At 69.7% G+C, this 23,038-nt stretch carries 23 protein-coding genes; 14 read left to right on the top strand and 9 right to left on the bottom strand.

From position 1 onward, the window contains the following. Positions 1 to 48 precede the first annotated feature (48 nt). Positions 49 to 438: a 50S ribosomal protein L7/L12 gene (gene rplL, locus EFJ44_RS12065; protein ID WP_125257434.1), complete on the top strand. Its 390-nt coding sequence runs from the start codon at positions 49 to 51 to the stop codon at positions 436 to 438. A gap of 106 nt (positions 439 to 544) precedes the next feature. Next, entirely contained in the window at positions 545 to 925 is a 381-nt protein-coding gene (locus EFJ44_RS12060) for a hypothetical protein (RefSeq protein WP_125257433.1), read from the top strand. 7 nt (positions 926 to 932) lie between these two features. Here the strand turns inward: EFJ44_RS12060 and EFJ44_RS12055 are convergent, their stop codons facing one another. Both EFJ44_RS12055 and EFJ44_RS12050 read right to left on the bottom strand, forming a co-directional pair. Next, positions 933 to 2,957: a M61 family metallopeptidase gene (locus EFJ44_RS12055; RefSeq protein WP_338142289.1), complete on the bottom strand. Its 2,025-nt coding sequence runs from the start codon at positions 2,955 to 2,957 to the stop codon at positions 933 to 935. Positions 2,958 to 2,970: 13 nt separating this feature from the next. After that, positions 2,971 to 4,299 (bottom strand): D-alanyl-D-alanine carboxypeptidase family protein, encoded by a 1,329-nt coding sequence (locus EFJ44_RS12050; RefSeq protein ID WP_125257432.1) that lies wholly within the window; start codon positions 4,297 to 4,299, stop codon positions 2,971 to 2,973. Between the two features lie 264 nt (positions 4,300 to 4,563). Here EFJ44_RS12050 and EFJ44_RS12045 point away from each other — a divergent pair, with 264 nt between their 5' ends. The 3 genes from EFJ44_RS12045 to clpA all read left to right on the top strand — a co-directional run bounded on the left by EFJ44_RS12045 (position 4,564) and on the right by clpA (position 7,869). Further along, positions 4,564 to 5,067, top strand: a complete 504-nt coding sequence (locus tag EFJ44_RS12045) for a phasin family protein (RefSeq protein ID WP_125257431.1) — start codon at positions 4,564 to 4,566, stop codon at positions 5,065 to 5,067. A gap of 146 nt (positions 5,068 to 5,213) precedes the next feature. Further along, positions 5,214 to 5,543, top strand: coding sequence for an ATP-dependent Clp protease adapter ClpS (gene clpS / locus EFJ44_RS12040; protein WP_125257430.1), 330 nt, complete (start codon positions 5,214 to 5,216; stop codon positions 5,541 to 5,543). 7 nt (positions 5,544 to 5,550) lie between these two features. Further along, positions 5,551 to 7,869, top strand: coding sequence for an ATP-dependent Clp protease ATP-binding subunit ClpA (gene clpA, locus EFJ44_RS12035; RefSeq protein ID WP_125257429.1), 2,319 nt, complete (start codon positions 5,551 to 5,553; stop codon positions 7,867 to 7,869). A 74-nt stretch (positions 7,870 to 7,943) separates the two neighbouring features. On the opposite strand, the gene EFJ44_RS12030 is transcribed toward clpA, so the two are convergent. Continuing rightward, positions 7,944 to 8,252, bottom strand: coding sequence for a CsbD family protein (locus tag EFJ44_RS12030; protein ID WP_125257428.1), 309 nt, complete (start codon positions 8,250 to 8,252; stop codon positions 7,944 to 7,946). A 101-nt stretch (positions 8,253 to 8,353) separates the two neighbouring features. Between EFJ44_RS12030 and chrA the strand changes: the two genes are divergently transcribed. Both chrA and EFJ44_RS12020 read left to right on the top strand, forming a co-directional pair. Then, entirely contained in the window at positions 8,354 to 9,544 is a 1,191-nt protein-coding gene (gene chrA, locus EFJ44_RS12025) for a chromate efflux transporter (protein WP_125257427.1), read from the top strand. A 9-nt stretch (positions 9,545 to 9,553) separates the two neighbouring features. Continuing rightward, positions 9,554 to 10,132, top strand: a complete 579-nt coding sequence (locus tag EFJ44_RS12020) for a DUF4287 domain-containing protein (RefSeq protein ID WP_125257426.1) — start codon at positions 9,554 to 9,556, stop codon at positions 10,130 to 10,132. Here the strand turns inward: EFJ44_RS12020 and EFJ44_RS12015 are convergent. Together EFJ44_RS12015 and EFJ44_RS12010 are read right to left on the bottom strand one after the other, a co-directional pair. Further along, the gene (locus tag EFJ44_RS12015; RefSeq protein ID WP_420897390.1) at positions 10,129 to 10,902 is read right to left on the bottom strand and encodes a pseudouridine synthase; all 774 of its coding nucleotides are present in this window, start codon (positions 10,900 to 10,902) and stop codon (positions 10,129 to 10,131) included. The two genes, EFJ44_RS12020 and EFJ44_RS12015, sit on opposite strands and share 4 nt — an antisense overlap. Further along, the gene (locus EFJ44_RS12010; RefSeq protein ID WP_241209789.1) at positions 10,893 to 11,528 is read right to left on the bottom strand and encodes a DUF938 domain-containing protein; all 636 of its coding nucleotides are present in this window, start codon (positions 11,526 to 11,528) and stop codon (positions 10,893 to 10,895) included. The genes EFJ44_RS12015 and EFJ44_RS12010 overlap by 10 nt, the downstream gene beginning before the upstream one ends. A 204-nt stretch (positions 11,529 to 11,732) precedes the next feature. On the opposite strand from EFJ44_RS12010, the gene EFJ44_RS12005 reads away from it, so the two are divergent. Then, positions 11,733 to 13,577, top strand: a complete 1,845-nt coding sequence (locus tag EFJ44_RS12005; protein WP_125257424.1) for a phosphoenolpyruvate carboxykinase (GTP) — start codon at positions 11,733 to 11,735, stop codon at positions 13,575 to 13,577. Positions 13,578 to 13,623: 46 nt separating this feature from the next. Next, on the top strand, positions 13,624 to 14,640 hold the full coding sequence (locus EFJ44_RS12000; RefSeq protein ID WP_125257423.1) for an FAD-dependent oxidoreductase: 1,017 nt from the start codon (positions 13,624 to 13,626) through the stop codon (positions 14,638 to 14,640). Here the strand turns inward: EFJ44_RS12000 and EFJ44_RS11995 are convergent. Next, the gene (locus tag EFJ44_RS11995) at positions 14,621 to 15,220 is read right to left on the bottom strand and encodes an energy transducer TonB (RefSeq protein ID WP_241209788.1); all 600 of its coding nucleotides are present in this window, start codon (positions 15,218 to 15,220) and stop codon (positions 14,621 to 14,623) included. The two genes, EFJ44_RS12000 and EFJ44_RS11995, sit on opposite strands and share 20 nt — an antisense overlap. Positions 15,221 to 15,597: 377 nt before the next feature. On the opposite strand from EFJ44_RS11995, the gene EFJ44_RS13930 reads away from it, so the two are divergent. Together EFJ44_RS13930 and spbR are read left to right on the top strand one after the other, a co-directional pair. Next, the gene (locus EFJ44_RS13930) at positions 15,598 to 16,395 is read left to right on the top strand and encodes a transglycosylase SLT domain-containing protein (RefSeq protein WP_125257421.1); all 798 of its coding nucleotides are present in this window, start codon (positions 15,598 to 15,600) and stop codon (positions 16,393 to 16,395) included. Positions 16,396 to 16,440: 45 nt separating this feature from the next. After that, positions 16,441 to 17,577, top strand: coding sequence for a SpbR family protein (gene spbR, locus EFJ44_RS13925; protein ID WP_125257420.1), 1,137 nt, complete (start codon positions 16,441 to 16,443; stop codon positions 17,575 to 17,577). A 25-nt stretch (positions 17,578 to 17,602) separates the two neighbouring features. Here the strand turns inward: spbR and EFJ44_RS11980 are convergent, their stop codons facing one another. From EFJ44_RS11980 to EFJ44_RS11970, 3 genes are all read right to left on the bottom strand, one after another. Continuing rightward, the gene (locus EFJ44_RS11980; RefSeq protein ID WP_125257419.1) at positions 17,603 to 18,079 is read right to left on the bottom strand and encodes an Hpt domain-containing protein; all 477 of its coding nucleotides are present in this window, start codon (positions 18,077 to 18,079) and stop codon (positions 17,603 to 17,605) included. A 76-nt stretch (positions 18,080 to 18,155) separates the two neighbouring features. Further along, positions 18,156 to 18,926, bottom strand: a complete 771-nt coding sequence (locus tag EFJ44_RS11975) for an NAD kinase (protein WP_125257418.1) — start codon at positions 18,924 to 18,926, stop codon at positions 18,156 to 18,158. Positions 18,927 to 18,957: 31 nt separating this feature from the next. Continuing rightward, positions 18,958 to 20,091 carry a DUF2336 domain-containing protein gene (locus EFJ44_RS11970; protein ID WP_206426907.1) on the bottom strand — a complete coding sequence of 378 codons (1,134 nt, stop codon included), beginning with the start codon at positions 20,089 to 20,091 and terminating at the stop codon, positions 18,958 to 18,960. 161 nt (positions 20,092 to 20,252) lie between these two features. Between EFJ44_RS11970 and EFJ44_RS11965 the strand changes: the two genes are divergently transcribed. The 3 genes from EFJ44_RS11965 (at position 20,253) to EFJ44_RS11955 (ending at position 23,037) form a co-directional block, all read left to right on the top strand. Next, positions 20,253 to 21,017, top strand: coding sequence for a class II aldolase/adducin family protein (locus EFJ44_RS11965; RefSeq protein WP_125257417.1), 765 nt, complete (start codon positions 20,253 to 20,255; stop codon positions 21,015 to 21,017). After that, the gene (locus EFJ44_RS11960) at positions 21,014 to 21,778 is read left to right on the top strand and encodes a hypothetical protein (RefSeq protein ID WP_241209786.1); all 765 of its coding nucleotides are present in this window, start codon (positions 21,014 to 21,016) and stop codon (positions 21,776 to 21,778) included. The genes EFJ44_RS11965 and EFJ44_RS11960 overlap by 4 nt, the downstream gene beginning before the upstream one ends. Before the next feature lie 179 nt (positions 21,779 to 21,957). Beyond that, a complete protein-coding gene (locus EFJ44_RS11955; protein ID WP_241209785.1) occupies positions 21,958 to 23,037 on the top strand; it encodes an efflux RND transporter periplasmic adaptor subunit in 1,080 nt (359 codons plus the stop codon). Position 23,038 lies beyond the last annotated feature (1 nt).

Below are 23,038 nucleotides of genomic sequence, written 5' to 3'. Positions count from 1 at the left end.
CCATCTCCGCATCTCCTCAAACCAACATCCTCCGAAGGAACTGAAAAAATGGCCGATCTCGCCAAAATCGTCGAAAACCTGTCGTCCCTGACCGTCCTGGAAGCCGCCGAGCTGTCCAAGCTGCTGGAAGAAAAGTGGGGCGTCTCCGCCGCCGCTCCGGTGGCCATGGCCATGCCCACGGGCGGCGCCTCGGGCGGCGAAGCCGCTCCGGCCGGCGAAGAGCAGACCGAGTTCACCGTCGTCCTGGTCGACGGCGGCGACAAGAAGATCAACGTGATCAAGGAAGTCCGCGGCGTCCGTTCGGACCTGGGTCTGAAGGAAGCCAAGGACCTGGTCGAAGGCGCTCCGCAGAACGTCGTCGAAAACGTCTCGAAGCAGCAGGCCGACGAAATCGCCAAGAAGCTGACCGAGGCCGGCGCCAAGGTCCAGATCAAGTAAGATCCGACTTCTCGCGAAGACACGGACGGGCCGGGGAGCGATCCCCGGCCCGTTTCGTTTGCGCGTTGCCTGCGCGCTGCGTAGCGTTGGCGCGGGAGGGCCTTCCATGATCCGGACCATTCTCGCCGCCGCGCTGCTGTCCGTCGCAGCCTGCGACCAGGGCGTGGAGACGCCCGATCCGGCGGCCGTCGAGGTTCCGAAACGGGCGCCCCTGCCCGAGCCGCCGATGACCTCGGCAAAGGCGATCCAGGTGCTGGACGGCCTGCCGCTGCAGTGCAGGGCGATGGCCGTCGTCCTGTTCGACATGAGCCGGTGTCTGGACAAGACCCCCGAAGGCCTGCCGGACGACCGGAAGCTGATCGACGACCTGATCGCCCTGCGCGCGGAGCTGGAGGCGCTGGATCCCGACGTCGTCGAAACGACCTGTTCGACCCGCTACGCCGAGCTGGAATCGACTCCCATGCCCCGGCAGTGTTGGCCCAAATAGGCCCGCGTCAGTCCGCTCGGGGCGTCAGGATCTCCGTCAGGCGATCGCGCGTGCCGGGGATGCGTTCCAGACGGGGGTAGCGCAGACCGTCGTGGTAGTCGAACTGCACGGTGCGCTCCCGCTGACCGTTGCGGACGACCACGCTGATCGGCTGGCGGTTCCCCTTCGACGCCGTGATCGCGGCGGCGAGGTTGGCGGCGTTGCCGGGCTGGCCGTTGACGCTGACCAGGCTCCAGCCCGCGCCGATGCCCGCTTCCCACGCCGGGCCGCCCCACTGCACGCCGGTGACCCGCGCGCCCGACAGATTGAAGCCCAGCGAATACTGGAAGTCGCCGCCGCCCGAGCCGTTGACGTACTGCTCCACCTCCGTGGGCGCGTCCGTCCAGACCAGCCGCCATCCGGCGCGCTCCAGTCCGCCCAGCGGGGCTTCCGCCTCCGGTCCTGCGGCGTCCAGCCGCTGGCGCAAAAAGCCGGTCCAGTCGTAGGGCGCCACCTCGTTCAGCGCCTCGACCAGGCCGTTGAACGTATAGGGCGTCGCCTCCCAAACCCCGTCCTGGATGCCGAAGAAGCCCTTGGCGAAGTCGTCCAGGGAGCGGCGGTCGCCCGTCAGCTCGCGAATCTTCGTGTCCACGTCCAGCCAGATCAGCAAGGATTCGCGGTAGTAGTCGCCCGTCCCGCGCATCCACGACCCCCACGGGTTCGTCGTGCGGTAGCCCAGCAGGTTGTGGTTGGTCGTGTCCTGAAGCGGCCGCCAGCCGCGGCCGGCCTGGGCGTCGTAGAAGCCGGCGATGCCGGCGATGTTGACGATCGTCTCCTCCGGCGTGACCAGCCCGGCTCGGGTGGCCAGGACCTCGCCCCAGTATTCCGTCTGGCCTTCATAGACCCACAACAGGGTGTTCTGGACCGGCGTGTTCAGGTTCGGCGTCATCTGGTCAGCCGGGCGGCGGAACTTGCCGTTCCAGCTGTGCACGTACTCGTGCGGCAGCAGGGTGCGGGCGCCGTGATAGGCCTGCCAGTTCCGGAAGAAGTCGGCGGGCACCGCGTTCTCGCTGGACCGGTGATGCTCCAGCCCGATGCCGCCCAGCTGGTTCGAGTTCGCCAGCAGGAAGTCGTACCTGTCGAAGTGGCGCGATCCGAACAGGAGGTCGGCCTGCCTCACCATGTTGCGGAAGCCCGCCAGCTGGTCGTCGGTGATGGCGATCGCCTCCGCCGTGTCCCCGACGATGTGCAGGCGCACGGGCGAGCGGCCGCCCGGATCCAGATCCTCGACGCGGTGATGGCGCCCGGCGAACATCGGACTGTCTGCCAGCATCTCCAGGTCGATCGGTTCGAACACAGCGACGCCGTCCTCGAACGACCGGGTGTCCAGCGCGACGCCATAGTTCCAGCCCTCGGGCAGCTTCACGGTGGTCTGGACCATGATGCCGGAGTGCCGATAGCCGGCGGGATACAGGATGGCCTTCTCGAACTGCAGGTTCGACACGTCGGGCGTCATGACCACGCGCCAGGTCGCGTTGTCGGGCTGGGTCAGCCACTGGAACTCGACCTCCATTTCGCGGACGCCGGCCGGGACGTCGACGTGGAAGGCATAGGGGTCGAGCGTGTCGCGAAGCCACTCGATGCGCTGCCCGTTTCCGGTGACGGTCAGGCCACCGATCAACTGGATGGGGCCTGTCGGGGCGTGGTTGCCGGGCAGGAATTTGGGGTACAGCAGCGTCATCGGTCCGGACGCGGGCACGGGGATGGTCTGCTTCACCCAGACGATCTTGCGGTCCAGATCCGTGGCGTCGACCTCGTGCCGGATCACGCCCGGGAAAGCGTCGGCGGTCGGGGCCGGAATGGCGGGAAGGTCGCGCGGCAGGCTCTGTATGCCCGCCTGGGCCCAGACCGGCCCGGCGACGCAGGCGGTCAGAAGGGCGGCGGCGCAGGCGGCGGCCATGCGGGCATGGGGGCGGACGCGCGACATCGGATCACTCTCGGACTGGGAAAGGGGCAGGGCGGCGACCTTCACCGCGCCCGTCCGGAGCGTCAAGCTTGACCGGAAATCAGTCGGGGCGGACCACCTGGCAGGTGACGTTGCGGGCGTCCAGCGCGGCGCAGGCGGCGCGGGCCGCCTCCTCGGTCATGCCGGTGAAGCGCGAGCGGAACCAGCCGGAGGCGTTCATGACCCGACGATCGGCGCCCCTGAAGTGGGCCCGGAAGCGGCGATCGACTTCGTCCAGCCAGTCGCGGGCGACGGATTCGTCGCGGAAGGCGCCGACCTGAACCGACCAGAGGCCGGCGGGAACGGGCGGGGCGGTGCGTCGGGTCGACGGCGCGGGCGCGGACGGCTGGCGGTTGAGCTCGCCGGTTCGGTCGGACCGCGGCGCCGGCGCCGAGACGAGGCGCACGTCGGAATCTTCCGGCTCGGCGCGGCTGCCGGCGGCGGCGTCGCCGGGCAGCGACGCATACATCACGCCGCTCTCGCCGGTGTCCGGGCCGATGCCGAAACCGCGCTGTTCGAAGAACGTCTGGGCCACCTCGATGCGTTCGCCGCCGCGGCGGCGCGCGGCGACCTCGAAGCCCGTGCTCATCAGTTCGGCCACGTGCTCGTTGCGCGTGGCGGTGGAGCGCCCGCCCAGCACGACGGTGATGATCCGCCGGCCGTCGCGCACGGCCGAGGCGGCCAGATTATAGCCTGAGGCGTTGGTGAAGCCGGTCTTGATCCCGTCGTACCCCTGGCCCGTCGACAGCAGGCCGTTGGTGTTCCGGTACTCGCGGCCGCCGTAGAACCAGCTGTTCACGCCGAAATAGCGGTAGTGCTGGGGGAAGTCGCGCAGAAGGGACCGGCACAGCACGGCGAGGTCGCGCGCGCTGGTCAACTGGCGGCTGTCGGGCAGGCCGTTGGCGTTGGCGTAGCGGGTCTGGGTCATGCCCAGCTCCTCGGCCTTCAGCGTCATCATGGCGGTGAAGCGCGATTCCGAACCGGCCACATGCTCCGCAAGCGCTACGGCCATGTCGTTGGCCGAGCGGATGGCGGTGGCGTGGATGGCGTCCTGCACCGTGATGGTCTGGCCCGCGGCGAGGCCCAGTTTGGACGGCGGCTGGCTGGCGGCGTGGGGCGAGACGCGGATCACGTCGTCCAGCTTGATCTTGCCCTGCTCCAGCGCCTCGAAGACCAGATACAGCGTCATCACCTTGGTGATGGACGCGGGATAGCGACGGGCGTCCGCGTGGCGGGCGAACATCACCTCGCCGGACTCGGCGTCGATCACGATCGCGGCGTAGCGCAGGTTCTCCTGGGCGACCACCGGCGTGGCGGCCGGCGCGGCCGTCAGCGAGAGGGTCAGCAGAATGGAAAAGACCGCCAGCGTCCGACGCAGGATCAAAGCCATCGCAAACTCACTATCAGTTGCTTCCGGTCGCCCGGACGCCCCCCGGCCACGTGAGGCCTAACATGATCCGGGGCAGTTTCGCGGTCGTTAACGCCGCGTCAACGGAGAATTGAACGACTTCGCCGGGGGCGCGATTGTGCGGTGCACAAAATCCCTTGACCTTTGTTCGCACATGCACCATATGAGCCCCGCGAGCGGGTTTGCCCCGTTCGGAACCTCATCAGCGGCGATCAACGCCGCACCCGCCGTTCAGGAGAGATCGTCATGGCCGACGCCGCCGAAACCATCACCGCCGCCGCCAAGAAGAACGTCGAGACCGCCACCGCCCAGGTCAAGGCCAACGCCGAAAAGGCGCAGGCCCAGGCCGAGAAGTTTCAGGCCGCCGGCGCCCAGGCGTTCCGCGAAGGCGTCGACAAGTCGGTCGCCTCGCTGACCGAGATCAACGCCCAGGGCAAGAAGAACCTGGAGGCCATGGTCGAGTCGGCCACCGCCGCCCAGAAGGGCGCCGAAGCCCTTTCGCAGAACGCCTTCGCCTACGGCAAGAAGACCTGGGAAGACGGCGTGGCCGCCGCCCAGTCGATGGCCCAGGCCCGTTCGGTGCAGGAGCTGATCGAGCTGCAGACCAACTGGGCCAAGTCGGCCACCGAGGCCTATCTGTCGGAAGTCACCAAGGCTACCGACCTCTTCACCGCCTCGGTGAAGGACAGCTTCAAGCCGATCAACGAGCGCGTCACCGCCTCGGTCGAGAAGTTCCAGGCCGCCCGCTGATCTCCAGCGACGCCTGAAGACGACGAAGGGCCCCGGCGGAGACGCCGGGGCCCTTTCCGTTTGCGCGCAAAAACCTGTGACTTGCCGCGTCTTCAAATCAGGCCATCATTCCCCATCTAGTCCATCGACTCCCCACCGGACGACGAATGCCCACCAGACGTTCAGGAGAGACGGGAAGCGGCCAGGGCGTCGCCACCGTCACCGAGACGAAGCCGAAGCTTCAGAAGCCCTCGCTGTACCGGGTGCTGATCCTGAACGACGACTACACGCCCATGGAATTCGTCGTCTACGTGCTGGAGCGGTTCTTCCAGAAGGACCGCGAGGCGGCCACCCGCATCATGCTGCATGTGCACCAGCATGGCGTCGGAGTGTGCGGCGTCTTCACCTACGAGGTGGCCGAAACCAAGGTCGCCCAGGTGATCGAGACGGCAAGGCGCCACCAGCACCCCCTGCAATGCACGATGGAAAAGGACTGAGCGGCCCATGCCCTCGTTTTCGCGTCCTCTCGAAGAGACCCTGCACCGGGCGGTCCATTACGCGAACGCCCGCCGCCACGAATATGCCACGCTGGAGCACCTGCTGCTCGCGCTGATCGACGACCCGGACGCCGCCAACGTCATGGGCGCCTGCAACGTCGATCTGGACGCCCTGAAGGCGGCGTTGACCCTTTACGTCGACAATGACCTGGCCGCGTTGGCCACGGCCGACGGCGACGACGCCAAGCCGACCGCCGGCTTCCAGCGCGTGATCCAGCGCGCGGTGATCCACGTGCAGTCGTCGGGCCGCGAGGAGGTGACAGGCGCCAACGTGCTGGTCGCCATCTTCAGCGAGCGCGAAAGCCACGCCGCCTATTTCCTGCAGGAGCAGGACATGACGCGGTACGACGCGGTCAATTTCATCGCCCACGGCATCGCCAAGAAGGCGGGCTCGGGCGAGACGCGACCCGCGCGCGCCGCCGGACAAAGCCCTGAGGACGCCGAGGACGCCGCCGCCGCCAAGACGGGAGGCGAGGCTCTGGAGGCCTACTGCGTCGACCTGAACGAGAAGGCCAAGAACGGAAAGGTCGACCCGCTGATCGGCCGTCAGGCCGAGGTCGAGCGGTCCATCCAGATCCTGTGCCGGCGCACCAAGAACAACCCGCTGCTGGTCGGCGACCCGGGTGTCGGCAAGACCGCCATCGCCGAAGGCCTGGCCCGCAAGATCGTCAAGGGCGAGGTGCCGGACGTGCTGAAAGGCGCGACCATCTATTCGCTGGACATGGGCGCCCTGCTGGCCGGCACCCGCTACCGCGGCGACTTCGAGGAGCGGCTGAAGCAGGTCGTCAAGGAACTGGAGACGCACGAGGACGCGATCCTGTTCATCGACGAGATCCATACGGTGATCGGCGCCGGCGCGACCTCGGGCGGGGCCATGGACGCCTCCAACCTGCTGAAGCCGGCGCTGGCCTCAGGCACGCTGCGGTGCATGGGCTCCACGACCTACAAGGAGTACCGCCAGCATTTCGAGAAGGACCGCGCCCTGGTCCGCCGGTTCCAGAAGATCGACGTCAACGAGCCGACGGTCGAGGACACGGTGAAGATCCTGAAGGGGCTGAAGACCAGCTACGAAGGGCACCACAAGCTGCGTTACACCGACGCCGCCATCCGCACCGCGGTGGAGCTGTCGGCGCGCTACATGACCGACCGCAAGCTTCCGGACAAGGCCATCGACGTGATCGACGAGGCGGGGGCGTCACAGATGCTGCTGCCTGAGTCCAGGCGGAAGAAGGTGATCGGCCAGAAGGAGGTCGAGGCCGTCATCGCCAGGATGGCCCGGATCCCCCCGAAGTCGGTCTCCAAGTCCGACACGGAGAGCCTCAAGGAGCTGCAGACCGACTTGAACCGCGTGGTCTTCGGCCAGTCTGCGGCGATCGAACAGGTGTCGGCGGCGATGAAGCTGGCGCGCGCCGGTCTCCGCGATCCGCAGAAGCCGATCGGCTGCTTCCTGTTCTCCGGTCCCACGGGCGTCGGCAAGACCGAGGTCGCCAAGCAGCTGGCGGCGACGCTGGGGATCGAGATGCTGCGCTTCGACATGTCGGAATACATGGAGCGCCACACCGTCAGCCGTCTGATCGGCGCCCCTCCCGGCTACGTCGGGCATGACCAGGGCGGCCTGCTGACCGATGCGGTCGACCAGCATCCGCACGCCGTCGTCCTGCTGGACGAAATCGAGAAGGCGCACCCCGACGTCTACAACATCCTGTTGCAGGTGATGGACAACGGCATGCTGACCGACGCGGTCGGGAAGAAGGTCGATTTCCGCAACGTCGTCCTGATCATGACCACGAACGCGGGGGCCGCCGACAACGCCCGGGCCGCCATCGGCTTCGGCCGCGGCAAGGTGGAGGGCGAGGACGACAAGGCCATCCAGCGCCTGTTCGCGCCGGAGTTCCGCAACCGCCTGGACGCCATCGTGGCCTTCAAGGCGCTGGACTCCGAGACGATCAAGTCGGTGGTGACCAAGTTCATCCTGCAGCTGGAAGCGCAGCTGGCGGACCGCAACATCACCATCGAACTGACTGACGAGGCGGCCGACTGGCTGGCCAAGAACGGCTTCGACGAACTGTACGGCGCGCGTCCGCTGGCGCGGGTCATTCAGGAGAACATCAAGAAGCCGCTGGCCGACGACATCCTGTTCGGCCGACTGACCAAGGGCGGGCACGTGAAGGTGGAGCTGAAGGACGGCAAGATCGCCTTCGACGTCGCGCCCCTGACCGGCGTCGTCGCCAAGGCGGCCGAGAAGGCCGACGAAGCGGCCGACTGACGTTCTCTATCGCTCAAGCAAGAAGGAGGCCCGGACGGCGACGTCCGGGCCTTCGTCGTTCCGGGGCGGGCCGGTCAGTGGCGGCGGCGACCCAGGCCGCCCAGCACGATCGCCAGACCGGCCACGATGCCGGTGGTCAGCAGCGGCTTGCGGCGGGCGAAGTCGATGCCCTTGCGGCCGTACTCGCGATATTCCGCCGGGGCCTTGGCCACCAGGCCGTCCAGACCGTCGACCACGCGGCCATAGGCGTCGCGCGCCTTGCCCTTGTACTCGTCGAAACGGCCGTCGAACTGCAGCTTCGCATCGCCGGTCAGCTTGCCGAGGCCCGTCCTGGCCTTGCCGCCGAACTGATCGGCCGCGCCCTGGATGCGTTGATCGGTCATGAGAAATCTCCTGATGCGAGGGGAATGGGGGAGGAGACCGTGAAGCGCTTCCGACCCGGTCGAGGTTCCCGCGCACGGCCCACTTGGGTTAGGGCTGCGGCATGACGGACACGTCGCCCCGTATCGGACTGGCGCCGCTGTTCCTGAAGTTCCTGGGCTTCGGCTGCCTGGCCTTCGGCGGGCCGGTCGCGCAGATCGCCATGATCCGCCGCGAACTGGTGGAGCGCGAGGGCTGGACGACGGGCGCGCGGTTCAACCGCCTGCTGGCCGTGATGCAGATCCTTCCGGGGCCGGAGGCGCATGAGCTGTGCGTGCATCTGGGCGTCGGCGCGCGGGGCCGGATCGGCGGCCTGCTGGCCGGGCTGGGGTTCATGCTGCCGGGCACGATGCTGATGTTGGGGCTGGCGTGGCTCTACGTCCGCTTCGGCGTCGGGTACGCGTGGGCCCCGGCGTTTCTGGGCGTGCAGATCGTGGTGCTGGCCCTGATCGCGCGGGGGGGCGAGCGGATCGGGCGGCACCTGCTGGAGACCCGCCTGCTGGCGGCGGTGGGCGGCATCGCCTTCCTGGCCTCGATCGTGGGCGTCCCGTTCTGGATCGTCCTGCCCGTCGCGGGCCTGTTCGTCGCGATGTGGGGGCGGCGGCGGCCGGCCGCATGGCTTGGGCTCGGCCTCGGTGTCGCGGTCGCCGTCGCTCATCAGGCATGGGCCGGGCCTGAACCGGGCATGGCGCCACCCCTCGCTCCGACCGGTGTTGCGGAATGGCCGTGGCTGCTGCTCGCCGGGCTGAAGGCCGGGCTGCTGACCTTCGGCGGAGCCTATGCGGCCATCCCGTTCGCCCGGCAGGATCTGGTGGGCAGAGGTTGGGTCGAGGATGGGGCCTTCCTGGACGGCGTCGCTTTCGCAGGAATGCTGCCGGCGCCGCTGATCATCTTCTGCACCTTCGCCGGCTATGTCGCTGGGGGGCTGCCGGGCGCCCTCGCGATCACCCTCGGCGTCTTCCTGCCCGCCTTCGCTTTCTCCCTGCTGTTCTACGAGCGGCTGGAGCGCTGGGTCGAAACGCCGGGTCTGCACGCCCTGCTGGCCGGTGTCGGCGCGGCCGTCGTGGGCCTCATCGGCGCCACCCTGATCGGGCTGGGCCGCGCCGTGGCGGGATCGGTCGGGACCGGAGATCGCGTCGTCGCCCTGCTGATGTTCGCCGCCGCCCTCGCCTTCGTCTGGACCTTGAAGGGCCGCTGGGTCGCGCCAGCCGCGGTGGTTCCGGGCGGTCTGGCCGGATGGGCGGCGTTCGGCTAGCGTCGTCTGATGCCCGCCGCCGGCCTGACCGAACGCCAGAGGAAATGGTTCGCCTCCGTGCAGGCCAGCCTGGAGGCCGGCACGGGCCGTTCGCTGGCGCAGTGGCGCGAGGTGATGAAGGGCTGTCCGGAGACTAGGCATCGGGCCCGTCTGGGCTGGCTGAAGGCCGAGCACGGCGTCGGCGTGAACTACGGCTCGACCATCCTGGCCGCCTGCGCGCCGGACGGTGAGCCCGGCTGGGACGACCCCGAGGCTCTGCGGGCCGCGCTGTGGAAGGACGCCGGGTCGCTGGCGATCCTGGATGCCGTCGAGCGAGCCACGGCGGGCGTCGGAGGCGTCGTGCCGACCCAGCGCAAGGGCTATACCGCCTTCTCTCGCGCGGTTCAGTTCGCGGCCATGCGACCGCTGAAGGGCGGGAAGGCGTTGCTGGGACTGAGGCTCGGTCCGGCGGCCTCGCCCCGCCTGTCGCCGTCGGTGCGGCGCGAGAGCTGGTCCGAGCGGCTGATTGCCGTGGTCGAACTGTCCGGGCCGGCCGACGTGGACGGCGAGATCGCGCGTCTGTTCGCCGACGCCGCCGAGAACGGCTAGGCCGTCGATCCCGCGATCAGCGCCGCGCGCTCGTCAGGCGTCAGCATCCGCCACCGGCCTTCCGGCAGGTCGCCGAGATTCAGCGGGCCGATGCGGATGCGGAGCAGATCCGCGACGTCCAGCCCGACCAGATCGCACATGCGCCGGATCTGGCGCTTGCGGCCTTCCTTCAGGACGAAACGAAGCCGCTGGGGCTCGACCTGGGTGACCCGGGCCGGCTTCAACGTGCGGCCGTCCAGCTCCAGCCCGTGGCGCAGCCGGGTCAGGGCGGATTCGGTGATCCGGCCATCGACCAGCACCAGATATTCCTTGTCCAGTTCCGACCCCGGACCGATCACCGCCCTGGCGACCACCCCGTCGGACGACAGCAGCAGTAGACCGCGGGAATCCTCGTCGAGCCGCCCGATGGGGGGCAGGGAGGCATCGCGCGCGGGAACCTCGCCCTCGCCGACCCGGTTCGCCGCCGTCAGCAAGCGCACGGCCGGGGTCTTGCCCGGCTCGGGCTGACCGGAGACGTAGCCCACGGGCTTGTTCATCACGATCGTCAGGCCCTCGGCCAGCACCGCCTGGGCTTTGCCGCCCAGCGTCAGGGTCTGGCCCGGCTGGATCTTGCGGCCGGCGTCGGTGACCGTCTCGCCGTCGATCGCGACCAGCCCTTCGGCGATCAGGGCGTCCGCCTCGCGCCGCGAGCACAGGCCGGCCTGGCCCATGAATTTGTTCAGCCGAACCGCCTCCGGTCCGTCGTGGGTGCGCGAGACGCTCACGGCCATGCCCGGAACAGCAGCATGAGATTGTTCGCCGGCATGGCCTTTCGCAGGGTGAAGGCCAGCCCGTGCCGGCGCGCCGCCTCGATCACCGAGTCACGGTCGCGGATGCCCCAGTCCGGATCCCGGGCCTTCAGGCTCTCGTCGAACGCGAGGTTGCCCGGCGCCGTCTGGACGTCCGCTTCCAGGAACGGGCCGTACAGCGCCAACAGGCCGCCCGGTCGTGTCAAAATCCGGCCCGCCAGCCGCATCAGAGCCTCGGTCGCGGCAGCCGGGGCGATGTGGATCATGTTGGCGCAGAACAGGGCCTTGAACCCGGTTTCGGGCCACGTCGTCTCGTCCAGCACGTCCAGCGGCAGGCAAGCTTTGAGGTTGGCCGGTCCGCGCGCGCGCCACGCCTCGACGCTGGCGCGCGCCTCGGTCGACGGGTCGCTGGGCGTCCAGTCGACGCCGGGCAGGGCGGCGGCGAAGGCGGCGGCGTGCTGGCCCGTGCCCGACGCCACCTCCAGCACCGGCCCGGAAGCCGGCAGATGGGCGCGAAGGACCTCCAGAATGGGCTCCAGGTTGCGTCCGGCGGCGGGCGAGGTGCGGGCGCCGTCGGGACTCGGCAGGGCGGGATCGAGGGTGTGCACGGGGGTGAGATAGCGCGCCCGACCGCGCTCCGCGACGGCCGAATTGCACGTCCGATCCTCCGGCCGCCTCGCGCAAGGTTGAAACGTGCGGCGGTTGACGTCGCGTCGCCTCCCGTGTTCCTCCTGCCTGAAACATTGCGTGAAGAGCGCATCGAGGAGGCGCCCGAGGCGACGCAGAGCGTCCGGGCCGTTCAGGAGAGTAGCATGACGTTTCCCGTTCCCGGCCTGCACCCGGCCCCGACCGCGCACGCCGGCCTGGTGGCCTGGGTCGACCAGATCGCCGCCCTCACCAAGCCGGCCCGCGTTCATTGGTGCGAAGGATCCGAAGCCGAGAAGCAGGCCATCACCGCCGACCTGATCGCCAGGGGCACCCTGCGCGCCCTAGACCCCGTGAAGCGCCCGGGCAGCTTCTACGCCGCTTCGGATCCCAAGGACGTGGCGCGCGTCGAGAGCCGCACCTTCATCTGCTCGGGCAACGAGAGCGACGCCGGACCGACCAACAACTGGGCGGATCCGGTGGAGATGCGCACTCGTCTAAACGGCCTCTTCGACGGCTGCATGGCCGGCCGCACCATGTACGTCGTGCCCTTCTCGATGGGCCCCCTGGGCTCGAAGATCAGCGCCCTGGGCGTTGAGATCACCGACAGCGGCTACGTCGCCGTGTCGATGGGCATCATGACCCGCATGGGCAAGGCGGCGCTGGAGGTCCTCGGTTCGGACGGCGACTTCGTGCCCTGCGTCCACACCCTCGGCGCCCCGCTGGCCGAGGGACAGGCCGACGTGCCGTGGCCCTGCAACGAGGAGAAGTGGATCGTCCACTATCCCGAGACGCGCGAGATCTGGTCGTACGGTTCGGGCTACGGCGGCAACGCCCTGTTGGGCAAGAAATGCTACGCCCTGCGCATCGCCTCGGTGATGGCCCGCGACGAAGGCTGGCTGGCCGAGCACATGCTGATCCTGAAGCTGACCCCGCCCCGGGGACAGCCGAAGTACGTGGCCGCGGCCTTCCCCTCGGCCTGCGGCAAGACCAACCTCGCCATGCTGCAGCCGACGCTGCCCGGCTGGAAGGCCGAGACCGTGGGCGACGACATCGCCTGGATGCGCTTCGGCGACGACGGTCGCCTGTACGCCGTCAACCCCGAAGCCGGCTTCTTCGGCGTGGCTCCGGGCACCAGCCGCAACACGAACCTCAACGCGCTGGAGACGCTGGCGAAGAACACCGTCTTCACCAACGTCGCCCTGACCGAAGACGGCGACGTATGGTGGGAGGGCCTGACGAAGGACGCTCCACCCAATCTGACCACCTGGACGGGCGAGCGCCACGATCCGGCGTCCGGCAAGCCCGCGGCCCACCCCAATGCCCGCTTCGCCGCGCCGGCTCACCAGTGCCCGACCATCGCGCCGGAATGGGAGGATCCGAAGGGCGTGCCGATCGACGCCATCCTGTTCGGCGGCCGCCGCGCCTCGGCCGTGCCGCTGGTCACCGAGGCCTTCGATTGGGAGCACGGGGTCTTCATGGGCTCGACGGTCGCCTCCGAAGGCACCGCCGCGGCCGAGAACGCGATCGGCGAGCTTCGCCGCGATCCCTTCGCCATGCTGCCGTTCTGCGGTTACAACATGGGCGACTACTTCGCCCATTGGCTGCGGATGGGCGAAGGCCGCGACGCGTCCAAACTGCCCCGCATGTTCTTCGTCAATTGGTTCCGCAAGGATCAGGACGGCAAGTTCGTGTGGCCCGGATTCGGCGACAACGCCCGCGTCCTGAAGTGGATCGTGGAGCGGCTGGAGGGCACGGCCTCGGCCGTCGACACGCCGGTGGGCCGGTTGCCCACGGCGGAGTCCCTCGACCTGACCGGCCTGGCCCTTACCGAGGACCAGCTGACCACCCTGCTGGACGTCGACCCCGACGTCTGGGCTGAAGAAGCCTCGATGATCCCGGCCTTTTACGAGAAGTTCGGCGATCGTCTGCCGAAGGCTCTCTGGAACCAGCACGCCGCCCTGACCGCGCGTCTGGAGGAGACCCGCGCCGCCGCGGTCGCGGCGGAGTAGGGCGGACGCCTTGCAAATGGACCACGGGCGGTCGATCTGACCGCCCGTGAGCCTCTCTTCGGACGTCATCGTGATCGGAGCCGGCGTTTTGGGGCTCGCCTCGGCCGCCGAGCTGTCAGCGCGCGGCCTTTCGGTGATCGTGATCGATGCGGGCGGTCCAAACGCTTCGTCCGTCGCGGCGGGCATGATCGCGCCGGCGATGGAGTCCGCGCTTGACGATCCACCCGCCGAGACCGTCGAACTTCTCAAGACCGCCCGCGCGCTGTGGCCCGCGTTCGCCGCTCGTCACGGCCTGACGCTGATCGAGGACGGCGCCGGCTGGCGTGGTCCGGACGCCGAGGGCATCGAGGCTCGTCTTCGTGCGCACGGGTTCCGGACGGTTCGAACGAAAAATGGCCTCCGCGCGCCCGACGACGCCCGGATCGACGCCGTCGCCGCTCTGGAAGCCCTCGGTCACGGCTCGAGGCGAGTCCCGTCCCGCGCGCGGTCGGTGATCCGCGTCGACGGCGGCTGGGTCGTGACGACGGAGGACGGCCGGGAGACGACGGGCCGTCGTCTGGTGCTGGCGACGGGCGCGGGACGAGCGCTCGGCGGCCTGCCGGCCCGCGTCGCCGGGTTGATCCGTGCCGTGACCCCGGTTCGCGGCCAACTGGCCTTCGTCCCCGGCGCCGCCCCCGACGTTCCGACGCGGACTCGAGCCGGCTACGCGGTGCCTGTCGCGGGCGGCATGCTGATCGGGGCGAGCATGGAGGCGGGCCGCCGCGACCTCACGCCCGACCCGGCCGCCGCGCGATCGCGGATCCGTGCCGTCTGCGAGGTGCTGGAGCTGCCGGCCGGGGACGCCGAGCCCCGCGTGGGGATTCGCGGCGCCCTGCCGGATGGTCTGCCGGCCGCAGGAGAGCTCGACGGCGTCGTCGTGGCGCTGGCGCCGCGACGAAACGGATGGCTGCTCGCACCCCTCGTCGCGGGCGTCGTCGCCGACGCGGTCCAGGGGACGCCGCCCGGTCCCCATGCGGCGTCCCTGGACCCGACCCGGCCGGGGCTTATCGCTCCGGCAGGGTGAAGCGCAGGGTGACGTTCACCCGCGCGCCCTCCACGGCCCGTCCGTCGACGGTCCGGGGGGACATCCGGAAATCGCGCGAGAGTCTCAGGGCGGCCCGGCCGAAGCCCTGACCGCCCGGCGACTCCTCCGCCACGGCGCAACCCGTCAGCGTGCCGTCGACCCGCACCACGCAGTTCAGCCGCACCGAGCCGGTGATCCCTGCGTTCAGCGCCCGGTCGGGGTAGGCGTTCATGAGGGCTTGCCCGGACGGCTTGCGGATCCAGTCGGGGTTGGTGACGACGCCCAGAGGCGCTGGCTGCGCGACTTCCACCGCCCCGGTTCCGTCCGGTGACGCCTCCGGGAGCGGCTTCAGGGTGATCGGGCCCGTGGGGGCCTCGGTGACTTCCCCGGGCACGAAGGTGATGATCTCCGTCGGCGTGCGGGGAACGGGAGTCTCGTTCAACGGCGTCTGTTGGGCGGGCTTGGCCTCGCTCGGCTCCGCCGGTTTCGGCGGGGGCGGCTTGGGCCGTTCGAAGAAGACGTCGATCACCTCGGGATCCGGATCCTGGATCACTAGGGGCGGCGTCCACCTCTGGCTCATCAGCCAGACCCCGGCCCCCACGTGCGCGCCGATCGACAGAGCCGCCGCCGCCCAGACCCAGGCCGGAAGCCTGGGGCCTCGGGCCTCCCGGGTCCAAACGGGCGCAGGGGCTCCTCCCGCCGTCCGCATCATCATCATGGCCGTCACTCCCTGTCAGAAGCGCCCCCGGCCTTTCCCCAGGAAAGAGTGCGCGCTCACCTTGCGGCAAGTTTGCGGCGGGGAACCGGGGGCGTCGGCCCATCGTCATGTCGCGTCAGGAATTTCGGCGCCGGCGCCACACCCCCGGCGCGAGCGTGACGTCGGCAAACGTAAATTCCATCCAAAGGCCCGATGCGTTCGTTAAGGTCTCGTTAACCGCGTTCTTCGACGCTCAGATCGTGACCTTGTCCGCGATTCGAGCATCCGGAGGCGTGGAGGCGGCTATCCGCCGCGCGTCGGATTCCACCGGGGTGGACTTCGATTTTCTGATGCGCACGGCGCGCCGCGAAAGCGGCATGAACCCCGCGGCCAAGGCTCCGACCTCATCGGCCTCCGGCCTGTTCCAGTTCATCGAACAGACCTGGCTCGGCACGCTGAAGGAGCATGGCCGCAAGCACGGCTACGGCCAGTATGCCGATCTCATCTTCCGCGGAGACGACGGACGCTGGCACGTCAGCGGCTCTGCCCGGAACGTGGTGCTGGACCTGCGCTTCGATCCGGTCGCGGCCTCGACCATGGCCGCGGAACTGACGGCGTCGAATGCCGCCTATTTGCGCGGCCGGACGGGCAGGGAGCCGACGGCCACCGACCTGTACGCCGCCCACTTCCTCGGCCCCGCGGGCGCCGCCTCCCTGATGCAGGCTCTGGATCGGAGGCCGGGCTCCAGCGCCGTGGCGCTGTTTCCGCAGGCGGCCGCGGCCAATCGCACCATCTTCTACCGGGACGGCCGCCCGGCGACGGTCGAGGAACTCTACGCCAATCTGGGCAAGCACGCGGGGGGAGGGGCGCCCGCCTCGGGGGTCGACGCCGGCAGCGCGGGCTTCGTCCGCGACGCGCGCGGGGATCTGGACGCTCTGACTCTCGGACGGATGGAGCAGAATCGCGCTTTGTTGGCGCTGTTGCTGGGGCAGGGCGACGAGGACGGTCAGGACGCCTTTCGCGCCGCGTTCGGAGGCCTGGATCGCGCCGCCTCATAACCACGGTAAACCGGCCGTTAAGCCTGTCGGAGCACCTTGCCCAGCATGACCGCCATCCGCTCCCGCCTGACCGAAGCCGACGTCCGGCGCCTGGTGAAATCCACCGACGAGGACGAGCGCGCCGCGGCCGCCCACAAGCTGTGTCGCAGCATGGATCGCGGCGAACTTTCGCCACTGGATCGTGAGGCGGCGCAGAAGATCTTGCGCCTGATGGCCCAGGACGCCGCCGAGATGGTGCGCCGCGCAATGGCGGTCACTCTGAAGGCCTCCGATCTGATTCCGCATGACGTCGCCCGCCAGTTGGCCGCCGACGTGGATGGCGTGGCCTTGCCGATGATCGGCTTCTCTCCCGCCTTCACCGACGAGGATCTGGTCGAGATCGTCCGCGCCGGTTCGGCCGTCCGGCAGGTGGCGGTGGCCGCCCGCCCGTTCGTGTCGCGCGACGTCGCCGAAGCCGTCGCCGAGGTCGCCTGCGAGGAGGCCGTCAGGACGCTGGCCGCCAATGACGACGCCGATCTGAGCGAACGCGGGCTCAACCGGATCGTGGACCGGTTCGGCGCCTCTCCGGACACGGTCGCCGCGGTCGCCTACCGGCAGGCCCTTCCGTTGTCGGTGACGGAGCGTCTGATCGAGCTGGCGTCCGACGCCGTGCGCGAGCACCTGATCTCCCGCCATTCGCTGGCCCCGGAGACGGCGATCCGGCTCGCGGCCCACGCCCGCGAGCGGGCCACGGTCGACCTGATCGACCAGGCCGAGAGGGAGCCTGATCTGGCCCAGTTCTGCGCCCGCCTTAATGCGCGCAAGGCGCTTACGGCGTCGCTGCTTCTGCGCGGATTGGCGAGGGGGCAGATGACCTTCCTCGAGCACGGCCTCGCGGAACTGGCAGGGGCCACGCCGGCGCGCGCCGCATTGATGGTCCACGACGCCGGGCCGTTGGGGCTGAAGGCGCTCTATGATCGCGCCGGCCTGCCGCCGCGCCTGTTCCATGCCTTCCGCGCGGGCGTCGACACCTTCCGGGGCATGCAGGCCGAGGGCAGCGACACCACCGGCGAAGACTTCCGCCAGCGCATGCTGGAGCGGTTCCTGACCCAGCGTCCCGGCGCGCCGCGCGATGATCTGGCGTATCTCATGGAACGCCTCGACCGGGCGCCGGAAACGCATCAGGCGGCTCGCGCCGCCTGATCCTTCGTTTCGCGATGACGACGCCTCAGGCCAGGTGCTCTGCCGTGCGGGCTTCCAGTTCCTCGACCAGAGCCTTGCCGACGGGGTGATCGTCGGTCTGAATCCGGTCGCGCACCACCGCCTTGATGGCGTCGATGTGGGCGTCGACCAGCACCATGGGCGCGTGCAGGCGCTTCTCGGCGTCGTCCAGCAGCTTGCACAGCGAGCCGGCGATGCGCGTCACCAGCGGATATTGATACGTGCCGCCCAAGCCCTTCAGGTCGTGGGCCCGAAAGTACAGAGCCTCTCCCGTCTCGGGGTTCAGGCCGTTCGCGCGCACGGCCAGCCGCGCGGCTTCCAGCTTGTCCAGCTCGTCCTGCAGCCACTGGCTGAACTGTCCGGCCATGGCCGCGAGGGCCTGTTCGGCCTTGGCGATCGCGCTGGCGTCGATGGCGCCCAGTCCGCCGCCCACCTTCAGGCGCAGGGTGTTGGGCGGTTGGATGACCTGGGCGGGGTTGCTCACGCGGAACTCCTCACGACGTTCACGCCAAGCCTGCCTGCCCGGCGTTAAGAACCCGTGTGCGCGGCGAACGTCTCCGTCAGGCGGCGAACTGCTCCGCCAGCACCCGCTCCTCGAACGAGCGTCCGGCGTCGAACAACATCGTCAGGGCGACGTCCCGGCGCTCCCGGATTTCCACACGCGTCACGCGGCGGACCTCGAACCCGTCCGCCGTGGCGCTGACGGGCCGCTTCTCCGGTTCCAGCACTTCGAACGCGACCTTGGACTTGTGCGGCACCAGGGCCCCCCGCCACCGCCGGGGACGGAACGCGCTGATGGGCGTCAGGGCCAGAACGTTGGCGTCCAGGGGAATGATCGGTCCGTGGGCCGACAGGTTGTAGGCTGTCGATCCGGCGGGCGTGGCCAGCAGGCAGCCGTCGCAGGACAGCTCCTCCATCCTCACCCGGCCGTCCACCTCGATGCGCAGCTTGGCGCTTTGACGCGTCTGGCGCAGCAGGGACACCTCGTTGATCGCGAGACCGGAGTGAACCCGCCCGTCCTCGGTCCAAGCGTCCATCTGCAAGGGATGGATCACCGTGGCCACCGCCTGCGCCACCCGCTTCGGCAGGTCGTCCTCGACGTAGTCGTTCAGCAGGAAGCCGACGGAGCCCCGGTTCATCCCGTAGACGGGCGTGCGCCGCTCCAGATTGCGGTGCAGGGTTTCGAGCATCAGGCCGTCGCCGCCCAACGCCACGATCACGTCGGCGCGCGCCTCGTCGACCTGTCCGTAGCGCGCCGTCAGGCGGGCCAGGGCCGTCTGGGCCTCGGGGCGGTCGCTGGCGGAAAAGGCGAGGACGGGAAGGACGGTCACGCCTCAGGCAAGCCGCAGCGACGCAAGGTTGTCAAACGGCTGCCTTGCCGGGCGCGCGCAACAGGGTGCGGAAGGCGCGCTGGGCCGCCGGCGCCGGCATGGCGGGGCCGCGGTTCCACACCTCGCCGCCCGCGTGGCCGGGCAACCCGCCGTTCAGCTGACGGATCTCGTGGATCAGGGCGGGGAAGACGGCACGGTCGATTCCGACCGAGACGCAGGCGCAATACAGGGCCTCAGGCGAATCGTGCCGCAGGGCGGCGTCGACTTCGGAAACCGTGAAGCCGCTCAGGGTCGCGAGGGCGTGTCGGAACAGGGACAGCCGCTTCTCGCGCGCCGCACGGACCAGGAAGCCGGCCCGCAGCTGGCCGGAGGCGTGCAGCTTGTCGACCAGTCGCCGCTCCATCTCGTCGCGCTCGGCGTTCAGCGGCTCGCCCGTCACCGCGCCCTTGGGGTGTCCGGGGATGACGGCCGTGGCGGCTTCCTCGACGGCGGCGGCCAGTCGGGTCTCGTCCACTTCGAACCGCTCGCCGATGGCCTGACGCAGGGCCGAGCCGACCCACATGTACATCTGCGTGGCCAGCGCCTCGTTCATGCGGGGGTGGCGGGTCAAGGGCAGACGCAGAGCCGCGATGCGGCGCGAATGGTCCACCAGCCGCCGCATGCCCTCGACGCTCACGTCCGCCGTTGAGTTTCCGGCGAGGGCCGTCAGGGTGGCCGGCTCTCCGCGTTCTATGATGACGTCGCTGACGCGGCCGCTCAGGCGCGGGCGTCGCGCCACCTCCACCTGATGCTCCAGACTGGCCTCGACCAGCAGCCGGATGAGGTCGTCGTCCTTGAGCAACGGGCTTCCGGCGATGACCGGGCGGGCGATCTCGACCTCGTCGAGGGCCAGCATGTGCACCAGCGCCGCCGGCGCCCAGTCCGCCACCGCGAGGCGCGTCGAAAGGACCTGGCGCATGTCGCGCTCGGCCTGCCGCGCGAGCGTAAGGAAGATCTCCTCCAGCACCGGGGACAGGCCTTCGGGCGGATTGGTCTCGCACAGCGACAGGACGCCCAGCAGAAGGCGCTGGCGATCGTCGACCGCCCGGCTGTGCGCCAAAGCCATGAGTTCCGTTGCGGACGGGGCGGACGACGGGGCAGGGGCGATCCGGGCGACGGCGGTCACGGCGAACTCCGCATCTGGCCAAGGCTTGGCCGTTCGCGTCGCATCAAATGCATTTACGGTGAAGACCGGGTTAACCAGACCTTTCCGGCCCCCGGGGCGGACGCTTGACGCCTCGCCCTCCCGGCGCGACGGTCGCCGCCCGGTCAGCTCAGGAGGTCGTCATGGCCGACGGTCACGCCCAGTCCCTGAAATCGCGCGTCTCGGAGGCCGAATGGCAGGTGCGGGTCGATCTGGCCGCCCTGTACCGGCTGGTCGCGCTCCACGGCTGGGACGACATGATCTTCACCCACATCTCTGCGCGCGTTCCCGGTCCCGAGCACCATTTCCTGATCAACCCGTACGGCTGGTATTTCGAGGAGATCACCGCCTCTTCGCTGGTGAAGGTGGATCTGGACGGGAACATCGTCCAGGACACGACCAGCTTCATCAATCCGGCGGGGTTCACGATCCACTCGGCGATCCACGGCGCGCGCGAGGACGCGCACTTCGTCATCCATCTGCACACCGTCGCCGGCGTTGGCGTGGCGGCCCAACAGGAAGGGCTTTTGCCGATCGGCCAGAACGCCTGTCTGCTGCAGCATCAGGTCGCCTACCATGGCTATGAAGGTCTGGCGTTGAACCACGACGAACGCGAACGTCTGGTGGCGGATCTGGGCGACAAGCCGCTGATGCTTCTCAGGAACCACGGCACGTTGGCGGTCGGACAGACCGCCGCTGCGGCCTGGGTCGGCATGTTCTTCCTCGAACGGGCCTGCGCCCAGCAGGTGGCCGCCCTGTCCGGCGGGCGCGAGCACGTGCTGATCGCCCCCGAGGCGGCCCAGGCGGAGACGCGGGAGCAGGGCAAGGGCATCGGCTTCATTTCCGGCCTGGCGTGGCCGGGCGCCCTGCGGCTGCTGGACCGCAAGTCGCCGGGTTACGACGCGTGAGGGCGGTTCCCGGCCTGATCGTGGCCGGGGCCTTCACCCTGGCCGGGCTTCCCGCCTGCGCCCAGGCCTGGGTCACGCCGCGCGGCGATGGCCAGCTCATCCTGAAATTCGAGGCGATGCGCGCGGACGAGGGCTTCGATCCCGTCGGGGACAGGGCGCCGCTCCCGGCCGCACGGCGCGACGAAGCCGCTTCCCTCTTCGCCGAGTACGGCGTCGCCGACCGGTTCGCCGTCCTGTTCAAGGGCGACTGGCAATCCGGCGAGGACGCCTTCGTCGACTATGACGGCCGGGGACCGCTGGAGTTGGGCGTCCGCTGGCAGGTCTGGCGCGACGAGCGCGGCGCCGTCTCGCTGCAGGCGTCGGTCGCCGACGGCGGCGAGGGGCGCAACGCCGGCTATGCCGCGCCGGGCGAGGGAGAGCGAGACTGGGAGGTCCGATTGGCGGCGGGCCGAAACTTCAGCGTGACGGGCCGCCCCGTCTTCGTCGAGGTGCAGTCTGCCCGCCGCATGCGCGAGGGCCTGCCGGACGAGACCCGCGCCGACCTGACCGTGGGCATCCGTCACGGCAGGAACTGGACGCTGCTCGCCCAGGTCTTCGGCGGCGCTGCCGACGACGACGGCCCGCGATGGGTCAATCTCGAGACGTCGCTGGTCCGCGGCTGGGACGACTGGAGCCTGCAGCTCGGCTGGCGCACGGCCGTCTGGGGTCGCGAGACGCCCGCGTCCTCCGGTCCGGTCGTGGGGATATGGCGCCGCTTCTGACACACAGGTTGTGACGAAATGGCGCGACGGGATTCGCCTGTCGCAGCGTTAAGTGGACATCCGGCGCGAGATGGCCCAGTCGTGCGCGCCGTTTTCGGCATGACTCCAATCGCCCGAGGCTCCGCCGCGTGTTCAAGCGCCACTTTTTTCTCGTCGCCGCCGCAGTTCTGGTGGGATTGATGGCGATAGCCGCCGTCATGCGCATCGCCTTCGCCGAGGAGGGCGGCGGCGGCGGACCCGGCGGTCCGGGCGGCGGGCGCGGCGGCGGCCAGGCGGTGGCCGTGGCGGTCGTCGGTCCGCGGGAGTTTTCGGATCAGATCCGCGTCCTCGGCGTCGCCCGGGGGCTGCGCTCCGTCAACATCACCGCCCCGGCAAGCGAACTGATCACGCGCGTCATGTTCCGGGATGGTCAGTACGTCCGCGCCGGTCAGCCTCTCGTCGAGCTGCAGGCCCGCGAGGAGGACGCCGACATCATCGACGCCCGCGCCCGCCTCGCTCAGGCCGAACGCGACTACGAGCGGACGAAGACTCTCGCGGACCGCGGGATCGCTCCGCGCGTGCTTGCGGAACAGGCCGAGGCCGACCTCGAGGTGGCCCGCGCCGGTCTTCAGGCGGCGCAGGCGCGACTGGGCGACCGCGTGATCCGGGCCCCGTTCAGTGGTTTCCTCGGGCTGACCACAGTCACGGCGGGAACCCTCGTCGGGCCCAACACCGTCATCACCACGCTGGACGACGTCTCGACGGTACGGGTCGATTTCCCGATCCCGGAGCGTTTCGTCGGCGTGCTCCGTCCCGGCACGGCCATCACGGCTCGATCTGACGCCTTCGGGCAGGAGACTTTCGGGGGGCGCATCGCCCTGCTCGACACGCGCGTCGACGAGACCACACGGGCGGTGATCGCCCGGGCCGAGATTCCGAACCCCGGCGGTCGGATCCGTCCCGGCATGTCGATGAACGTCTCGGTGGCGCAGGGCGTCCGCACCAACCTCGCCGTGCCCGAGGCGGCCGTCCAGTACGAGGGCGAGAACGCCTACGTCTTCCGCATCGCCCAAGGCGAGCGGGGCGCGACGGCCCAGCGCGTGGCCGTGGAGACCGGCGCGGTCGAGGGCGGCTTCGTGGAAATCCTTTCCGGCATCGACGCCGGCGACCGACTGGTCGGCTCGGGCCTGAACCGCATTCAGCCGGGCGCTCCGGTTCGCCCGGTCGGGCAGGCCGGCGCCGCGCCGGCCGCAGCCCCCGCCCGGAAGGCCGCCCGCTGAT

Source organism: Brevundimonas fluminis (assembly GCF_003934285.1).
Classification (GTDB): Bacteria; Pseudomonadota; Alphaproteobacteria; order Caulobacterales; family Caulobacteraceae; genus Brevundimonas; species Brevundimonas fluminis.
This window is presented reverse-complemented; position numbering and strand designations above follow the sequence as displayed.

What these genes read in the sequence shown, in the direction of transcription:
- EFJ44_RS12030 (WP_125257428.1), bottom strand. Translation starts at nt 8,252, where the DNA reads ATGACCGATCAACGCATCCAGGGCGCGGCCGATCAGTTCGGCGGCAAG.
- EFJ44_RS12015 (WP_420897390.1), bottom strand. Translation starts at nt 10,902, where the DNA reads ATGGCCGTGAGCGTCTCGCGCACCCACGACGGACCGGAGGCGGTTCGG.
- chrA (WP_125257427.1), top strand. Translation starts at nt 8,354, where the DNA reads ATGACGGACACGTCGCCCCGTATCGGACTGGCGCCGCTGTTCCTGAAG.
- EFJ44_RS11995 (WP_241209788.1), bottom strand. Translation starts at nt 15,220, where the DNA reads ATGAGCCAGAGGTGGACGCCGCCCCTAGTGATCCAGGATCCGGATCCC.
- EFJ44_RS11955 (WP_241209785.1), top strand. Translation starts at nt 21,958, where the DNA reads ATGGCGATAGCCGCCGTCATGCGCATCGCCTTCGCCGAGGAGGGCGGC.
- spbR (WP_125257420.1), top strand. Translation starts at nt 16,441, where the DNA reads ATGACCGCCATCCGCTCCCGCCTGACCGAAGCCGACGTCCGGCGCCTG.
- EFJ44_RS12020 (WP_125257426.1), top strand. Translation starts at nt 9,554, where the DNA reads ATGCCCGCCGCCGGCCTGACCGAACGCCAGAGGAAATGGTTCGCCTCC.
- EFJ44_RS12050 (WP_125257432.1), bottom strand. Translation starts at nt 4,299, where the DNA reads ATGGCTTTGATCCTGCGTCGGACGCTGGCGGTCTTTTCCATTCTGCTG.
- EFJ44_RS11965 (WP_125257417.1), top strand. Translation starts at nt 20,253, where the DNA reads ATGGCCGACGGTCACGCCCAGTCCCTGAAATCGCGCGTCTCGGAGGCC.
- clpS (WP_125257430.1), top strand. Translation starts at nt 5,214, where the DNA reads ATGCCCACCAGACGTTCAGGAGAGACGGGAAGCGGCCAGGGCGTCGCC.
- EFJ44_RS12045 (WP_125257431.1), top strand. Translation starts at nt 4,564, where the DNA reads ATGGCCGACGCCGCCGAAACCATCACCGCCGCCGCCAAGAAGAACGTC.
- clpA (WP_125257429.1), top strand. Translation starts at nt 5,551, where the DNA reads ATGCCCTCGTTTTCGCGTCCTCTCGAAGAGACCCTGCACCGGGCGGTC.
- rplL (WP_125257434.1), top strand. Translation starts at nt 49, where the DNA reads ATGGCCGATCTCGCCAAAATCGTCGAAAACCTGTCGTCCCTGACCGTC.
- EFJ44_RS12005 (WP_125257424.1), top strand. Translation starts at nt 11,733, where the DNA reads ATGACGTTTCCCGTTCCCGGCCTGCACCCGGCCCCGACCGCGCACGCC.
- EFJ44_RS12060 (WP_125257433.1), top strand. Translation starts at nt 545, where the DNA reads ATGATCCGGACCATTCTCGCCGCCGCGCTGCTGTCCGTCGCAGCCTGC.